We start from the raw sequence: 16,269 nt of genomic DNA, 5'->3' as shown, positions 1-16,269 counted from the left end.
ATTGTATAGCGGGTGCTAGAAAAATCTCCCACCCTCGTAGTACGTTCTTTCTGTAGCGACCGCTAGGTAATTGCGAAAGGGGCGCCGACATGGGCGTGCTTGCAGGCAGGACGGCTCTCGTCACGGGGGCGAGCAGGGGCATCGGGCGGGGCATCGCCGAGCGGCTGGGGCGCGATGGTGCGCGGGTGGCCGTGCACTACGGCACGAACGAGGCGGCGGCGAAGGAGACGGTCGCCGCGATCGAGGCGGCGGGCGGCTCGGCGTTCGCGATCGGGGTGGAGCTGGGACTGCCGGGGGACGCCGAGGCACTGTGGGAGCAGTTCGACCGGCATGCGGACGGGCTGGACATCCTGGTGAACAACGCGGGGATCGGCACGACGTCCTCGCTGGACGAGATAGCCGAGGAGGAGTACGACAGGGTCTTCGCGGTGAATGTGAAGGCACCGCACTTCATCGTCCAGCGCGGCCTGAGCCGGCTCCGGGACGGCGGCCGGATCATCAACATCTCCTCCGGACTCGCCCGGACCGCGGCGATGCCGCACCTCATGGCGTACGCCATGACGAAGGGCGCGCTCGACGTCTTCAGCCGTGACCTGTCCAAGGTGCTGGGCCCCCGCGGGATCACGGTGAACTCGGTGGCCCCGGGGATCATCGACACGGACGTCAACGCCGCGTTCCTGCACGAGACGGAGGGCGGCTGGGAGCAGGCCGCCGCGTATTCGGCGCTGGGCCGGGTCGGGGAGACGTCGGATGTCGCCGACGTGGTGGCATTCCTGGCGTCGGACGGGGGGCGATGGGTGACGGGGAGCTGGGTGGACGCGACGGGGGGTTCGCTGACCTGAGGGGTGGCCCGACAGGCCCGCGTCAGCGCGTCCGGGCCAGGAGCTGCAGCGGGATGATCGAGAGGGCGGGCTGGAGCTACCCGCATGACCGCCATGGCACCGGAGCCCCGGTGGAGCAGTGGCTTCTCCTGTTCCACTCCCGGCGGGTCGGACGCCCCTGCCGGGTGCACCCCCGCCTGTCCCGGCACCTCGTCCACACCTGCTCTTGGCCGCCTCGTACGGGCCGCTTCACCTGGGCAGGGAAAGCTGGTTCTGTTAAATTGGTCTAAACCACATAGCCCTTTCAGAACGGCAGGCCCAGCGTGGAAGTTGTCATCGTTCCGGATGCCAAGTCGGGTGGCGAGCTCATCGCCGAGGCCATGGCGCAGCTCCTGCGGCGCAAGCCCGACGCCCTGCTCGGCGTGGCCACCGGGTCGACCCCGCTGCCCGTCTACCAAGCCCTGACGGCGAAGGTGCGGTCCGGTGCCGTGGACCCCTCGCGGGCGCGGATCGCTCAGCTCGACGAGTACGTGGGGCTGCCGGCCGAGCATCCGGAGTCGTACCGGTCGGTGCTGCGGCGCGAGGTACTGGAGCCGCTGGGGATCGGGATGGACGCGTTCATGGGGCCGGACGGTACGGCGGAGGACGTGCAGGGGGCGTGCGAGGCGTACGACGCGGCGCTGGCGGAGGCCGGCGGGGTGGATCTGCAGTTGCTCGGGATCGGGACCGACGGGCACATCGGGTTCAACGAGCCGTGCTCGTCGCTGGTCTCGCGGACACGGATCAAGACGTTGACCGAGCAGACGCGGGTCGACAATGCGCGGTTCTTCGACGGGGACATCGCACAGGTGCCGCATCACGTCATCACTCAGGGGATCGGGACGATTCTCGAGGCCCGGCATCTGGTGCTGCTCGCCACGGGTGAGGGGAAGGCGGACGCGGTGGCGGCGACGGTGGAGGGGCCGGTGGCGGCGGTGTGCCCCGCGTCGGCGCTGCAGTTGCATCCGCATGCGACGGTGGTCGTTGACGAGGGGGCCGCGTCCAAGCTGAAGCTGGCGGACTACTTCCGGCACACCTACGCCAACAAGCCGGACTGGCAGGGGATCTGACGAAGAAGCGAAGGACGACGGAACGAAGGAACGCCTTGTGGCGGGCAGGTTCGTGCGAACCCGCCCGCCACAAGTTCAGTCGCCTCTCCGGTCGCCTTCACGGCGGCGAAGCACCGCCTGCCAGATCCGGTCGGCGAGGGTGCCGGTCGCCAGGGCGGCGACGGCCGCGACGTACCAGGGCAGGTCGAGGGCGGCGCAGGGAGCGATCGCCGCGACGAGGGCGATCAGGTTCAGCCACCAGGGTGTTCGAACAATCACGGCAAGGACCTTTCCGGCAGCGGCCGTTATCGGCAGTTCTTCCGGCTGACCTTGGTCAGCTTCTTGTTGAACGGCCAGATCTTGACCTGGTAACAGCCCACGGCGGACAGCTTCCAGTGGTAGATCTGCTTGAGCCACTTGGCGAGGTTCGTCCAGGCGTTCACGCCGACCGCCCCGCAGACCATCTTGCCGATGCCCGCGATCTTCGCGGGCATCTTGGCCGCCGTGCAGCCGTACAGCCAGGCGCCCCAGCCTGCGCTGACCGCGACCTGGGAGTACGCCTTCCACTCCGCGCCCGTGGCGTTGAGGTAGATGCCCCAACCGACGCTCACCTTGGGGTCGGCGACCACCGGGAAGGCGGTGGTGGCGGTGAAGTCGACGGTCTGCACGAGCTTGTCGCCCTCGATGCGGAACGACGTGGGCACCTCCGCGCCGTTCGCGTCACGGGCCCAGGGGGCGTCGATGAGGCCGTGGACCACCGGGGCGTCGTCCGTACCGGAGGAGATCAGGACGGTGTCGCCGTCGAACGGGGTGAGCCTCGCCCCTGCGGGCAGTCGCATGGCCGAGGTGTACTCGTGCGGCGCGGTGGCGTTCTTGATGACCTGGAAGGTGCGGGCGCCGCCCTCCAGGGTCGGCTGGGCGACGGTGTCGACGGGCCCGTCGGGGTTCGCGTAAACGACGTTGCCGTTGAGGGCCACGCCGCGCGGCTGCGAGACGGGCAGGCCCACTCCCACGGTGCCGCGGTCGGTGGACTGCACGCTGATGTGGTCACCGGTGACCCAGGGGACCCCCACCGTGTTGGTGCCGTTGGCGGCGATGGCCGCGTAGGTGCCGTCGCTGGTGGTGGCCGGGGTCACGTCGGCGGCGTCCAGCGCGCTGTTGACCGCCGACAGCGCCTTCAGCTCCGGCGTCATGCGCATACCCGTGTCGACGGTGAACGTGACCGGCTCGGACCAGCCGTTGGCCCAGTGCGTGCCGTCGTCCGTCGTGGTGCGGAAGGAGTACGTCCTGCCGTCGGTCAGCTTGCCCGCCGGGACGACGACCTTGGAGGTCTCGCCGGTGGGTACGGGATCGGCGACCACGCTGGTGACGACCTTGCCCGTGGCCACGTCGGTGATCTGGTAGGTGCCGCGCACCGAGTCGTCGTTGTCGGAGTCCTCGGGGGTGAAACGCAGTGTGGGCGTCGTGGAGTTGACGCGGTAGATGCCGCCCTGCGAGTAGAACGGCGGCCCGGCCTGGAGGTTGCTACCCGCCCGGGGACGGTAGTTGTAGCTGACCGTCAGCTGCGGGATCTGCTCGGCGGTCGATTCCGAGGAGTAGAACCGCTTCCACGCGTACGTGTCGGACTCGTCGGCGGCCTTGAGCGCGATGCTGCCCGTCTCGGCCTTCGCGCTGGCCCAGGTCCGGGCGAGCGAGGTGACGTCCGCGCTGACCCAGCCGGCGTTCTTGCAACTGCCGCTGCGGGTCTCCGTCGAGGTGGCGATCTTCTGAAGGCGCGCGGGCTGGTTGCTCCACCGTGTGTCGGTGTCGGCGCCGTTCGCCGCCCACACCTCCCACGGACGGGTCTCGCACGACCAGGAGTGGTAGTTGTACAGCGACAGCTTCGCACTGCTGACCAGCGCGTCCGCGAAGACCGACGTGTCCCACGTCAGGTAGGAACGGGCGATGCGCTTACGGGTCTTCGCCGTGTCGGCGTAGTCACCGGGCCAGCCGAGCTTCAGGTCCGTCGAGGCGGACTGGTCGGTGGTGTCGCCCTCCTGGACGAACGTGTCGAAGAGGGTGCCGAGCGCGTCCGTCGCCGGGTCGATCGTCACGGGGTACTCGGTGTCCAGGTCGGACAGGAAATCGGGGTCCGGGGTGAGGGTGAGCTCGACGGTGTCGCCGTCCTGGGACAGCGTCATGGGCACTCGCGCGGAGTGGGTGTGCTCGCCGGAGCGGGGGTCGACCTGCGCGTCCCACATCACGGGGGCGGGCATGACGCCGACTTCCTCGCCCGACTTCCGGTCCTTGAGCGAGACCGAACCGTCCTCCTGCTGCGTCGCGTCGATGCCCGGCAGCCTCAGCGGGACGGTCCACGGAGCCTTGTCCTGGGCGGGCCGGTCCTTCAGGACGAGGAACTGCTCGAACCCGTCCCGGGTGGCGTCGACAAGGAGGTCGGCGCCGGGCACCGCCTGCCTGTAGACGGCGTGGTGGCCATGGACGGTCGGGGCGGGCAGCCCGCCCTTCCACTGCACGGCCATCCGTCGGCTCCCCATGCCGAGCGTGACCAGGTCGCGGTTGGCCGAGTCCGGTGCGGTGGCCGCCGCGGTGACGGAACTCGCCCGCTCACCCCCGCCCCCGGCCAGCCGGAGCTCCTGGGGGTGTGCCTTGGCGGCGACGCTGCCGTCGGCGCGCCGGGTCAGCGTGGCGTCCACGTCCACCCAACTGCCGTTGCGCAGCATCCGTACCGGGCCCGAGCTGAGCTCCGTGACAAGGGTTCCGTCCGGGTTCGCCCAGGTGGTGGAGGACTCCGTACGACGCTCCAGCACCTCCACCCGCCGGTTGACGGCGTGTGCCGCAACGATCGCGGCCTCGGGAGTGTCGGCCTCGGTGACGGTCCCCCCGACCGCCGTGGCCTGAGTCTCCGACGCGGCCGATACGGCCGTCGCGGGGGCCGCTGCGCCGAGAAGGGCGAGCGAGGTGAGTATCGCTGTCCCTCCGGCGACGCGAGTGTGCCGGGATTTCATTCTCGGATTGGTCCATTCCGTTTGTGAAAATTCCATGAGAGCGATGAAGGTACCCGGACCAGGCGAAAGCGGACTCACCCCGGATCATCACACAGATGACCAAACCGCCCAATTCGCTTCGAATGGCGTGCGTCACAGATCAACTTGGGCATGACGAAGCCCCGGCGAGACGCCGACCGGACGCCTGATGACCGCCTCGTCGAGGGTGCCCCGGCAGATGTGGACAGGCGCCGGTTCCCTCCAAAGGAACCGGCGCCTGTCTTGTCGTATCGGCCACTGCCCGGGCTACTCGCCCGCGATGACCTCCGCCGCGGCCCTCCCGCACACCCTTGCCGCGCCGTGGGTGGCGATGTGCAGGGCGCCTCGGGGCGGGGCCTGGGGGACGCCCATCTCGACCACGATGGTGTCGGGGCGGGAGCGGAGGAGGGAGTTGAGGGCAGCGGTCATCCAGGGGTGGCGGTGTTCGTCGCGGACCACGGCGACGATGCGGCGGCGGCCCGCTGCCGCGAGGGCGGCCATGCCGGCGCCCTCGCCCACGAAGCTGCCGGTGTCGGTGCCGGGGAGGAGACCGGCGAGTTCCGCGGCCACGCCCCAGGGGGTTTCGTCGCCCACCGCGAAGTTGGCCACCGGGGTGAAGGCGGCGACGTAGGGGGGTTCCGTGAGGGGGGTGAAGGGGGTGGCGGCGGTCAGGGTGAGGGCTCGGCGGGCTGCGCGCAGGCCCACTTCGGGGTCGGAGGAGTCGGTCTCCTCCGCCGCCGAGGCCGCCGCTGTCCAGCGGGCCAGCGACCGGACGCGTTCCGCCGCGTCGGCCAGGCGCTCCTCGGGGAGTTCACCCGCGCGGACCGCCGAGACCAGGGCGTCGCACAGCCGGCGTACGGTCTCGTCGTCCGCGAGGCCGCCGCCCACGCAGATGGCGTCCGCGCCGGCAGCGATGGCCAGGACGCTGCCGCGTTCGATGCCGTACGTCCCCGCGATGGCCTGCATCTCCATGCCGTCGGTGACGATGAGGCCGTCGTAGCCGAGTTCGCCGCGCAGGAGGTCGGTGAGGACGGTGCGGGACAACGTTGCCGGGTGGTCGGGGTCCAGGGCCGGGACGAGGATGTGGGCGCTCATCACGGCGCGGGTGCCGGCGGCGAGAGCCGCGCGGAACGGGGCCAGTTCGCGCTCCCCGAGGACCGAGGTCTCGGCGTCGATGCGCGGGAGCGCGTGATGGGAGTCGACGGCCGTGTCGCCGTGGCCCGGGAAGTGCTTGGTGCAGGCGGCGACTCCGGCCGACTGGAGGCCGGTGACATAGGCGGCGGTGTGGCGGGCCACCAGGTCGGGGTCGGCGCCGAAGGAGCGTACGCCGATCACCGGGTTGGAGGGGTTGGAGTTCACGTCGGCCGACGGGGCCCAGTTGAGGTTGACCCCGCAGGCCGCAAGGCGGCGGCCCAGTTCGGCGGCCACCTGGCGGGTCAGTTCCGTGTCGTCCACCGCGCCCAGGGCGTGGTTGCCGGGGAAGGAGGAACCGTTGCGCACCTCGAGGCGCGTGACGTCTCCGCCCTCCTCGTCTATGGCGACGAGGACGTCCTCCCGCTCGGCGCGCAACTGCGCGGTCAGGGCGGCCAGTTGTTCCGGGGAGGCGATGTTCCTGCCGAACAGGCCGACGGAGGCCAGGCCCTGGCCCAGGCGGCGCAGCAGCCAGTCGGGGGCGGTGGTGCCGGGGAAGCCGGGCTGGAGGACCGTGAGGGCGTCGGTGGTGAGGCCATCCTTTTCCGGAAAGGACGCGGTGGTTCCGCTGGCGAATGTCGTCATCGGGTGGCGTTATCCCTTCACGGCGCCCGCGGTCAGGCCCGCGGCCATCTTCCGCTGGACGAGGAGGAACAGGACGACGATCGGCACGGCCATCATGGTCGAGCCGGCCATCATCGGGGCGTATTCGGTGCCGTGCTTGGTGGTGAAGTTGCCGAGCCACACGGTCGCGGTCTGGTTCTCCTGGCTGAGCAGCATCAGGGCGTAGAGGTACTCGTTCCAGGCCTGGATGAAGCCGTAGACCGACGTGGCGACCATGCCGGGGGCGAGGAGGGGGAAGACCACGCGGATGAAGGCGGTCGTGCGGCTGCAGCCGTCGACCATCGCCGCCTCCTCCAGTTCCTTCGGGATGTTGACGATGAAGCCGCGCAGGGTCCACACCGTGAAGGGGAGGACGAAGGTCAGGTAGGTGAGGACCAGGCCCGAGAGCTTGTCGTACTGGCCGAGGTCGTTGAGGAGCAGGAAGACCGGGATGATCATCGCGACCAGCGGGACCATCTGGACCGCGAGGATGCCGACGATCACGATCTTCCGGCCGCGGAAGGCGAACCGGGAGATGGCGAGCGCGGCCAGCAGGCCGATGACGATGCCGATCGCCACGACCGAGAGCGAGACCATGAGGCTGCGGCCCACCGGACCCCAGAAGTCGGCGATGTCCAGCGCCCGGCCGAAGTTGGAGAAGGTGATGCTCGTCGGCAGCAGGCTCGGGTCCGGGTCGATGGCGTCCTTGGCCGGCTTGAAGGCCGTGTTGAGCATCCAGTAGACGGGGAAGCCGGCGGTGAGGAAGACGAGGAGACCGAGGAGGTTCCAGCCCGCCTTGGACTTCCGGCGGACGGGCGGGGTCAGCGCGCTCATACCGCTCATACCGCTCATTCCACTTCTCCGATCTTCAGCATCTGACGCATGTAGACCGCGACCACACCGAGCAGGAGCAGCACGGTGAGCAGGGCGATCGCCGAGCCCTGCGCGTAGTCGTTGACCACGAAGGCACGGTCGTAGGAGTACGTGGTGAGGAGCTGGAACTCGGCCTCGGGGTGGCCGTTGCGCATCACGAAGACCTGGGGGAAGACACCCATGTCCCAGATGACCGACAGGGTCGTGAGCATCACGATGATCGGCTTGAGGATGGGGAGGGTGACGTAACGGAAGACGCCCCAGGCTCCCGCGCCGTCGAGGCGGGCCGCCTCCTCCAGCTCGGCGGGGACCTGGGTGAGGCCGGCGCTGAGGGTGATGACGACGAAGGGGACGGCTCCCCAGACCACCAGGAGCATGATCACGGCCAGGCCCTGCGGTCCGCTCGCGAACCAGTTGTGGCCGACCATCTCGACCCCGGGCAACTTGCTGAGCAGCGCGTTGAGGATGCCGTAGTCGGCGTCGAAGAGCCACTTGAAGACGGTGGTGGCGACGATGATCGGCATGCCCCAGCTGGCCACCAGGGCGATGTTGACGAGGGTCTTCACCCAGCCGGAGACCCGCTGGAGGAGCAGCGCGATCAGCATGCCGGCGACCATCGTGAAGATGACACAGCCGGCCGCGAAGACGATCGTGCGGACCACGACGGCCCAGAACTCGCCGTCGCCCAGCACCTTGGTGAAGTTGTCGAACCCGACCGACTCGGCCGGCTTGAAGCCCCACAGCTGGGACTGTCCGAACTCCTGGAAGGACAGGGTGACCAGCCGCACCAGCGGATAGCCGAGGACGAGCGCCAGGATCAGCAGACAGGGGGCGAGCAGCAGCCACGGGGTGCCCGCGCCACCGCTGCGTCCTCTGCCCGGCTTCCTCCCGGCGGCCGGTGGTGGCGGTGCCTGCCGCGGCGGCGGCACCTTGGCGGGGGTGGTGGTGTCGGCACTCATCCGTGCACTCCTCAGCGGTCCCTCAGGTCGTACGCAGGCAGACGCCCGGGCTAGGGGTCGTACGAGAAGCAGGGCCCCGTCGGTCTCGACGGGGCCCCGCCGGTGGTCACTTGGTGTTGATGACCTTGTCGATCTCGGCGTCCGCCTCCTTGGCGGCCTCCTCGACCGTCTTCTTGCCGGTGCCGATGGCCTGCAGCATGGTCTGCAGGACCTGGGCCTTCTCGACCTGGCCCCAGCCCGGTGCCATGGGCACGAACCAGTTGGACTCGGCCGCGGTGGCCGGGACCGCGGTCGCCGGGTCGTTCTTCAGGGTGGCGAGGTCGGTCTTGTTGTTGGGCAGGTTGCCCTTGGCCATCAGGCCCTTCTGACCGGAGGAGCCCGCGAAGGCGTTGATCCACTCGGCGGCGACGGCCTGCGCGTCGGACTTCACCGGGACGGCGAGGTCGGAGCCGCCCAGGAAGACGGGGAGGTTCTTGCCGGACGGGCCGGGCATCACGAAGTTCTCGACGTTGTTCGCGAGCTTGCCGGTCTTGTCGTTCTCCTTGGCCGCGGCGGTCGCGCCCTCCCAGGCGGGAGCGAAGATCATGCCGGACTTGCCCTGGCCGTAGACGATGTAGCGGTCGGACTCGTCCTTGGTCTTGTCGCCGTGCATGTACTCGTCGACGACGCTCTGGAACGCCTTCAGACCCTTGACGGACTCCGGCGAGGAGAGGTTGGCCTTCCACTCGCCGCCCGACTCGACGGCGATGGAGCCGCCGGCGTCGTAGACGAAGGACATGGCCGCGTACCAGTCACGGGTGGGCTGGTACCAGGCGGAGAACTTGTCGCCCTCCTTCTTCTGGACCTTGTCGAGGGCGGCGGTGAGCTCGGTGTAGGTCTTCGGCGCGGACTTCACGCCGACGGAGGCGAAGAGGTCCTTGCGCCAGTTGGCGACGCGGCCGCCGGCGTAGTAGGGGACGCCGTAGGTCTTGCCGTCGTAGGTCACCGAGGCCTTGAGGCCGTCCAGCCAGGCGTCCGAGTTGTCGAACTTCGCGGCGTCGACGGGGGCGAAGGCGCCCTTGACCATGTAGCTGAGCATCTCGGTGTTGCCCATCTCGACCACGTCGGGGGCCTTGTCCGTGGCGAGGACCGCGTCGAGCTTGGCGTTCTTGTCCGGCCAGCCGTAGTACTCGTGCTTGATCTTGATGCCGGGGTGCTTCTTCGTCACCGCGTCGTCCGCGGCCTTCACCAGCTCGGGCCAGTTGTTCTGCGCGTCGACGGTCAGCCAGACGGTCAGTTCCTTGGCGTCCGCGCCGCTGTTGTCCGAGCTTCCACTGTCGCTGTCACCACACGCCGCGATGGAGACCATCATGCCCGCGATACCGATCGCGGCTATCAGCTTGCGCTTCACGCCACCCTCCTCAGGGATGCCCACACCCCCCACCCATGGAGCTGGGATCTGGACCAATGGTGTAGACCAGTAGGGGGAGCTTGGACCAGACCAGAAGCGGTGTCAAGGGTCACCGAAACCCCCCTGACCAGCCGTTATGGGACCTACATATGCAGGAACCTTTAAGTAAGAAGCCAGCGAAAACAGCCGCGGCGGAGTACTCTCGTCCGCTATACCACTGACCTCTATGGACTAGACCAAAAGAGGCGGTGACGGTATACAGAAGGGATCACGATGGGATGGTCATCGTGATCCGCATCCGGAGCCGGGAAGGCAGACCATGAGCAGCGACGTCAGCAGTGCGGAGACCGAGGGTGGGGCCGGCGTCCGTACCGCGCGTGTGCCCAAGTACTACCGCCTGAAGAAGCACCTGCTCGACATGACGGAGACCCAGTCCCCCGGCACCCCGGTACCGCCCGAGCGCACGCTGGCCGCCGAGTTCGACACCTCCCGCACGACGGTCCGCCAGGCTCTCCAGGAACTCGTCGTCGAGGGCCGCCTCGAACGCATCCAGGGCAAGGGCACCTTCGTCGCCAAGCCGAAGGTCTCCCAGGCGCTGCAACTCACCTCTTACACCGAGGACATGCGCGCCCAGGGCCTCGAACCCACCTCGCAGCTCCTCGACATCGGCTACATCACCGCCGACGACCGCCTCGCCGAGCTCCTCGACATCACCGCCGGCGGCCGGGTGCTCCGCATCGAGCGCCTGCGCATGGCGAACGGCGAGCCGATGGCCATCGAGACGACCCACCTGAGCGCCAAGCGCTTCCCGGCCCTGCGCAGGTCCCTGGTCAAGTACACATCCCTGTACACGGCGTTGGCCGAGGTGTACGACGTCCATCTCGCCGAGGCCGAGGAGACCATCGAGACCTCGCTGGCCACCCCGCGCGAGGCCGGCCTGCTCGGCACGGACGTGGGCCTGCCGATGCTGATGCTGTCCCGCCACTCCCTGGACCGGGAGGGCCAGCCGGTGGAGTGGGTGCGGTCGGTGTACCGGGGCGACAGGTACAAGTTCGTGGCGAGGCTGAAGAGGCCGGTCGACTGAGCGTCCCCGCCACGGCGCCGACCGTCATTTCGGTACTGCACGCGGTGTAGCGCAACTGCACATCCTGCTCTAGGTTCCTCCCGTCTCCGTATGGACGGGAGGACCGCGCTGTGCGTACCGCGAACGTCCGAACCATCGCCATCTGGACCGTCGTCGCGCTGATCGGCGCCACCGGCTGGACCGTGCTCGCCCTCTCCCGCGGCGAGGAGGTCTCCGCCGCCTGGATGGTCGCGGCAGCCCTCGGCACGTATGCGATCGCGTACCGCTTCTACGCGAAGTTCATCGCGTACAGGGTCCTGAAGGTCGACGGGACCAGGGCCACCCCGGCCGAACGCCTCGACAACGGCATCGACTTCCACCCCACGGACCGACGCGTCCTGCTGGGCCACCACTTCGCGGCGATCGCGGGCGCCGGACCGCTCGTCGGCCCGGTGCTGGCCGCGCAGATGGGGTACCTCCCCGGCACGATCTGGATCATCGCGGGCGTCGTCTTCGCGGGCGCGGTCCAGGACATGGTCGTGCTGTTCTTCTCGACCCGCCGCGACGGCCGCTCGCTCGGTCAGATGGCTCGTGAGGAGATCGGCCCGTTCGGCGGCGCGGCCGCGCTGATCGCCGCGTTCGCCATCATGATCATCCTGCTCGGGGTGCTGGCCCTGGTCATCGTCAACGCCCTCGCACAGTCGCCGTGGGGCACCTTCTCCATCGCGATGACGATCCCGATCGCCCTGCTCATGGGGTTCTATCTGCGTGTCCTGCGCCCCGGCCGGGTCGCCGAGGTCTCCCTCATCGGCGTGGCGCTGCTGCTGTTCGCCCTGGTCGCGGGGCGCTGGGTCGCCGAGTCCTCGTGGGCCGGCACCTTCACCCTCGCCCCCTCGACGCTGGTCGTCTGGCTGGTGGCGTACGGCTTCATCGCCTCGATCCTGCCGGTGTGGATGCTGCTCGCGCCCCGCGACTACCTCTCCACCTTCATGAAGATCGGCACGATCTTCCTGCTCGCGCTCGGCGTGGTCGTCGCCCTGCCGACGCTGAAGATGGACGCGGTCACCGACTTCGCCTCCCGCGGCAACGGGCCGGTGTTCGCGGGGTCGTTGTTCCCGTTCGTCTTCATCACCATCGCCTGCGGGGCGCTGTCCGGCTTCCACTCGCTGATCTCCAGCGGTACGACGCCGAAGATGATCCAGAAGGAGACACAGGTCCGGATGATCGGCTACGGCTCCATGCTGATGGAGTCGTCGGTCGCCGTGATGGCACTGGTCGCGGCGAGCATCATCGACCCGGGCCTGTACTTCGCGATGAACGCGCCCTCCGGGGCGATCGGCACGACCGTGCAGGAGGCCTCGCGGACGGTGACCGGCTGGGGCTACGCGATCTCCCCCGACGACCTGGCCCGCGCGGCCGAACGCGTCGAGGAATCAAGCCTGTTGTCCCGGACCGGCGGGGCACCCACCCTCGCCGTCGGTGTCTCGGAGATCTTCTCCAAGGTGACCGGCGGGAGCCTCAGGGCCTTCTGGTATCACTTCGCGATCATGTTCGAGGCGCTGTTCATCCTGACCGCGCTCGACGCCGGCACCCGCGTGGGCCGGTTCATGCTCCAGGACATGCTGGGCAATGTCATCAAGCCCTTCAAGAACGTGAGCTGGAAGCCCGGCCTGGTCATCACCAGCGCGATCGTGTGCGGCCTTTGGGGGTACTTCCTCTGGGTGGGCGTCCATGAGCCGCTCGGCGGGATCAACCAGCTGTTCCCGGTCTTCGGCATCTCCAACCAGCTGCTCGCCGCCGTCGCCCTCGCCGTATGCACCACGCTGCTGGTGAAGTCCGGGCGCCTCAAGTGGGCCTGGATCACCGGGATTCCGCTCGCCTGGGACGCCACGGTCACCCTCACCGCCAGCTGGCAGAAGGTCTTCTCCAGCGACCCCAAGGTCGGCTTCTTCAAGCAGCGCCAGGTGTTCCAGGACGCCATCGACCGGGGCGAGGTGCTGCCGCCCGCCAAGAGCATGGACGACATGCGGACCGTCGTCACCAACTCCACGGTGGACGGCGTACTGACGGCGATCCTCGCGCTGCTGATCGTGGTGGTCATCGCCGACGCGCTGCGGGTCTGCGTCCGGCACATCCGCCGCCCCGCGCTCTCCACGCTCAGCGAGTCCCCGTACGTCGAATCGAAGATCGTCGCTCCGGCCGGGCTGATCCCGACCCGGGAGGAGAAGGAGGAGGCACGCCATGAGGTCGGCGCTTCGGCGGGCACTTAGGGGGGTGCGCTGGTACGTGCGTGAGCTGACCGACGAGTCGGCGTACGACCGCTATGTCGCGCACCTCCGCAAGGGCCACCCCCAGGCGGACGTGCCGACCCGGCGGGCGTTCGAGCGGATGCGGACGGACCGGCAGGAGGAGGATCCCCGGCAGGGTTTCCGCTGCTGCTGACACCGCCGCCGGACCTTCACCGAATCGACATACCGATATGCGGACGGGGTCTTCCACTCCTGTCACACCGTGACCTAGATTTCCTGCGCGTTACACGGTGATCAGTGATGAGGGGATCGGAGCCGCGCATGTCATCAGATTCGCCCGAGGCCAGACCACCGGTGGTGACACCGGTCCGGGTGGTCATCGCGCTCTGCCTCTTCGCGCCCTTCGTGGCGATGCTGTGGGTGGGGTCGTACGCGAAGGTCGACCCGGCCCTCGCCGGCATCCCGTTCTTCTACTGGTACCAGATGCTCTGGGTGGTCATCTCCACGGCGCTCACCATGGTCGCGTACAAGCTGTGGCAGCGTGACCAGCGCGCCCGCCGGGGAGGCAGCAAGTGAACGACGGCGTGAACGGCGTCGCGCTCGGCGTCTTCATCTTCTTCTTCCTGGCCGTCACGGTCATGGGCTTCCTGGCCGCGCGCTGGCGCAAGGCCGAGAACGAGCACACCCTGGACGAATGGGGCCTGGGCGGCCGGTCGTTCGGCACCTGGGTCACCTGGTTCCTGCTCGGCGGCGACCTGTACACGGCTTACACGTTCGTGGCGGTCCCGGCGGCGATCTACGCGGCGGGCGCGGCCGGCTTCTTCGCGGTGCCGTACACCATCCTGGTCTACCCGCTGATCTTCACCTTCCTGCCCCGCCTGTGGTCGGTCTCGCACAAGCACGGCTATGTGACGACGTCCGACTTCGTGCGCGGCCGGTGGGACTCCAAGGGCCTCTCGCTCGCGGTCGCCGTCACCGGCATCCTCGCGACGATGCCCTACATCGCCCTCCAACTCGTCGGCATCCAGGCGGTCCTGGACGTGATGGGCGTCGGCGGCGGCGAGGACACCAACTGGTTCATCAAGGACCTGCCGCTGCTCATCGCCTTCGGCGTGCTCGCGGCGTACACCTACTCGTCCGGCCTTCGTGCCCCCGCGCTGATCGCGTTCGTGAAGGACACGCTGATCTACCTCGTCATCGCGGTGGCGATCATCTACATCCCGATCAAGCTGGGCGGGTTCGACGAGATCTTCGCCAAGGCGGGCGAGGCGTACAGCCAGACCAACCCGGCGACGGGCGCGCCGCGCGGTGCGCTGGTGCCGGGCGAGCCGGGTCAATGGACGTACGCCACGCTGGCGTTGGGCTCCGCGCTCGCGCTGTTCATGTACCCGCACTCGATCACCGCGACGCTCTCCTCGAAGAGCCGTGAGGTGATCCGCCGCAACACCACGATCCTGCCGCTGTATTCGCTGATGCTCGGCCTGCTGGCCCTGCTCGGCTTCATGGCGATCGCGGCCGGAGTGAAGGTCACCAACGGCCAGTTGGCGATCCCGCAGCTGTTCGAGAACATGTTCCCGGCCTGGTTCGCGGGCGTGGCCTTCGCTGCGATCGGCATCGGCGCACTGGTCCCGGCGGCCATCATGTCCATCGCGGCGGCGAACCTGTTCACCCGCAACATCTACAAGGACTTCATCAAGCCGGACGCCACGCCGGAGCAGGAGACCAAGGTCTCCAAGCTGGTGTCCCTGCTGGTGAAGGTCGGCGCGCTGGTCTTCGTCCTGACGATGGACAAGACGGTCGCCATCAACTTCCAGCTGCTGGGCGGCATCTGGATCCTGCAGACCTTCCCGGCCCTGGTCGGCGGCCTGTTCACCCGCTGGTTCCACCGCTGGGCCCTGCTCGCCGGCTGGGCGGTCGGCATGATCTACGGCACGGTCGCCGCGTACGGCGTCGCCTCCCCGACCCAGAAGCACTTCGGCGGTTCGTCGAAGGAGATCCCGGGCATCGGCGAGATCGGCTACATCGGCCTCACGGCGTTCGTGCTCAATGTGGTGGTCACGGTCGTCCTGACCTTCGTCCTGAAGGCCGCGAAGGCCCCCGAGGGCGTCGACCGGACCAGGCCGGAGGACTACACGGCGGACGCGGGCGACCCGGGCGTACAGGTGGAGCTGCCGCCTGCGACCGCGGGTGCCGCGCACTGAGGATCACGGTGATCGGCGGGCCGTCGGAGACATCCGGCGGCCCGCTGTCGTATCCGTCGGGCACACTCGCCCTCATGGACATCGAGATCCGGGCAGCGGACCCCGGCGAGTACGAGACGGTCGGCGAGATCACGGCCCAGGCCTATCTCCTGGACGGCCTTCTGGCCTTCGGCGAGAGCGACTGGTACCTGGGCGAGCTGAGAGACGTCGCCAAGCGGGCCGCCGCCGCCGAGGTGCTCGTGGCCGTGCTGGGCGGCGAGCCGATCGGCACCGTCACCTACGTCTCCCCCGTCGGTGGCCTCATGGCCGAGCTCTCCCGCCCCGGGGAGGCGGAGATCCGCATGCTCGGTGTCGCGCGGGCGGCCCGCGGCAGAGGCGCCGGCGAGGCCCTCGTGCGCGCCTGCGTCGACCGCGCCAAGGCCACCGAAGGCTGCACCGGCATGGTTCTGTCGACCCAGCCCGTCATGCACGCCGCCCACCGCATCTACGAACGCCTCGGTTTCGTCCGCGCCCCCGAGCGCGACTGGCAGCCGATCGAGGGCGACGACTTCACTCTCGTCACCTATGAGTTGACGTTCTGACACGCTCCGAAGTCGACGCGACACAACATCTGGGGGTGCCAACAGAACCCGGCACAAGATGTATGCTCATGCTCGCTGTCGCCACAGGGGAATCCGGTGTGAATCCGGAACTGTCCCGCAACGGTGTACTCATGTGTGTCCGCACACATATGAGCGTCAGTCCGAGGACCTGTCGACAGTGCGCCCAGGCCGCCGTGGCCCGGGTGCCAAGACGTCCGGGCCTCGTG

General features: G+C 68.8%; 14 protein-coding genes and 1 riboswitch. Of the genes, 8 read left to right on the top strand and 6 right to left on the bottom strand.

Features of this window, described 5'->3' with window-relative positions:
* Positions 1 to 89: 89 nt before the first annotated feature.
* On the top strand, positions 90 to 842 hold the full coding sequence (locus PH203_RS33030) for an SDR family oxidoreductase (protein WP_289924794.1): 753 nt from the start codon (positions 90 to 92) through the stop codon (positions 840 to 842).
* Positions 843 to 1,144: 302 nt separating this feature from the next.
* Positions 1,145 to 1,930 (top strand): glucosamine-6-phosphate deaminase, encoded by a 786-nt coding sequence (gene nagB / locus PH203_RS33025; protein WP_289924793.1) that lies wholly within the window; start codon positions 1,145 to 1,147, stop codon positions 1,928 to 1,930.
* 75 nt (positions 1,931 to 2,005) lie between these two features.
* Here the strand turns inward: nagB and PH203_RS33020 are convergent, their stop codons facing one another.
* From PH203_RS33020 to PH203_RS32995, 6 genes are all read right to left on the bottom strand, one after another.
* Positions 2,006 to 2,188 (bottom strand): hypothetical protein, encoded by a 183-nt coding sequence (locus tag PH203_RS33020; RefSeq protein ID WP_289924792.1) that lies wholly within the window; start codon positions 2,186 to 2,188, stop codon positions 2,006 to 2,008.
* Between the two features lie 26 nt (positions 2,189 to 2,214).
* Positions 2,215 to 4,914, bottom strand: a complete 2,700-nt coding sequence (locus PH203_RS33015) for a DNRLRE domain-containing protein (protein ID WP_289924791.1) — start codon at positions 4,912 to 4,914, stop codon at positions 2,215 to 2,217.
* Between the two features lie 285 nt (positions 4,915 to 5,199).
* A complete protein-coding gene (locus PH203_RS33010; protein ID WP_289924790.1) occupies positions 5,200 to 6,708 on the bottom strand; it encodes a glycoside hydrolase family 3 protein in 1,509 nt (502 codons plus the stop codon).
* Between the two features lie 9 nt (positions 6,709 to 6,717).
* Positions 6,718 to 7,569, bottom strand: coding sequence for a carbohydrate ABC transporter permease (locus PH203_RS33005; protein WP_289924789.1), 852 nt, complete (start codon positions 7,567 to 7,569; stop codon positions 6,718 to 6,720).
* A gap of 5 nt (positions 7,570 to 7,574) precedes the next feature.
* Positions 7,575 to 8,558 carry a sugar ABC transporter permease gene (locus tag PH203_RS33000; protein ID WP_289924788.1) on the bottom strand — a complete coding sequence of 328 codons (984 nt, stop codon included), beginning with the start codon at positions 8,556 to 8,558 and terminating at the stop codon, positions 7,575 to 7,577.
* 106 nt (positions 8,559 to 8,664) lie between these two features.
* Complete coding sequence (locus PH203_RS32995; protein ID WP_289924787.1) at positions 8,665 to 9,948, bottom strand: extracellular solute-binding protein; 1,284 nt, start codon at positions 9,946 to 9,948, stop codon at positions 8,665 to 8,667.
* A gap of 319 nt (positions 9,949 to 10,267) precedes the next feature.
* On the opposite strand from PH203_RS32995, the gene PH203_RS32990 reads away from it, so the two are divergent.
* From PH203_RS32990 to PH203_RS32965, 6 genes are all read left to right on the top strand, one after another.
* Positions 10,268 to 11,032 (top strand): GntR family transcriptional regulator, encoded by a 765-nt coding sequence (locus PH203_RS32990; RefSeq protein ID WP_289924786.1) that lies wholly within the window; start codon positions 10,268 to 10,270, stop codon positions 11,030 to 11,032.
* Positions 11,033 to 11,142: 110 nt separating this feature from the next.
* Positions 11,143 to 13,281 carry a carbon starvation CstA family protein gene (locus tag PH203_RS32985; protein ID WP_289924785.1) on the top strand — a complete coding sequence of 713 codons (2,139 nt, stop codon included), beginning with the start codon at positions 11,143 to 11,145 and terminating at the stop codon, positions 13,279 to 13,281.
* Complete coding sequence (locus PH203_RS32980; protein WP_289924783.1) at positions 13,253 to 13,453, top strand: YbdD/YjiX family protein; 201 nt, start codon at positions 13,253 to 13,255, stop codon at positions 13,451 to 13,453. The genes PH203_RS32985 and PH203_RS32980 overlap by 29 nt, the downstream gene beginning before the upstream one ends.
* 128 nt (positions 13,454 to 13,581) lie before the next feature.
* Entirely contained in the window at positions 13,582 to 13,836 is a 255-nt protein-coding gene (locus PH203_RS32975) for a DUF3311 domain-containing protein (protein WP_289924782.1), read from the top strand.
* Positions 13,833 to 15,461 (top strand): monocarboxylate uptake permease MctP, encoded by a 1,629-nt coding sequence (gene mctP / locus PH203_RS32970; RefSeq protein ID WP_289924781.1) that lies wholly within the window; start codon positions 13,833 to 13,835, stop codon positions 15,459 to 15,461. The genes PH203_RS32975 and mctP overlap by 4 nt, the downstream gene beginning before the upstream one ends.
* Positions 15,462 to 15,535: 74 nt before the next feature.
* Positions 15,536 to 16,042 carry a GNAT family N-acetyltransferase gene (locus PH203_RS32965; RefSeq protein WP_289924780.1) on the top strand — a complete coding sequence of 169 codons (507 nt, stop codon included), beginning with the start codon at positions 15,536 to 15,538 and terminating at the stop codon, positions 16,040 to 16,042.
* A gap of 87 nt (positions 16,043 to 16,129) precedes the next feature.
* A riboswitch (cobalamin riboswitch) is annotated at positions 16,130 to 16,212 on the top strand.
* The last annotated feature ends 57 nt before the right edge of the window (positions 16,213 to 16,269 follow it).

The organism is Streptomyces sp. S.PB5, assembly GCF_030403745.1.
GTDB lineage: Bacteria > Actinomycetota > Actinomycetes > Streptomycetales > Streptomycetaceae > Streptomyces.
The sequence above is the reverse complement of the archived record's forward strand: the minus strand, read 5'-3'. Positions and strand labels throughout refer to the sequence as shown.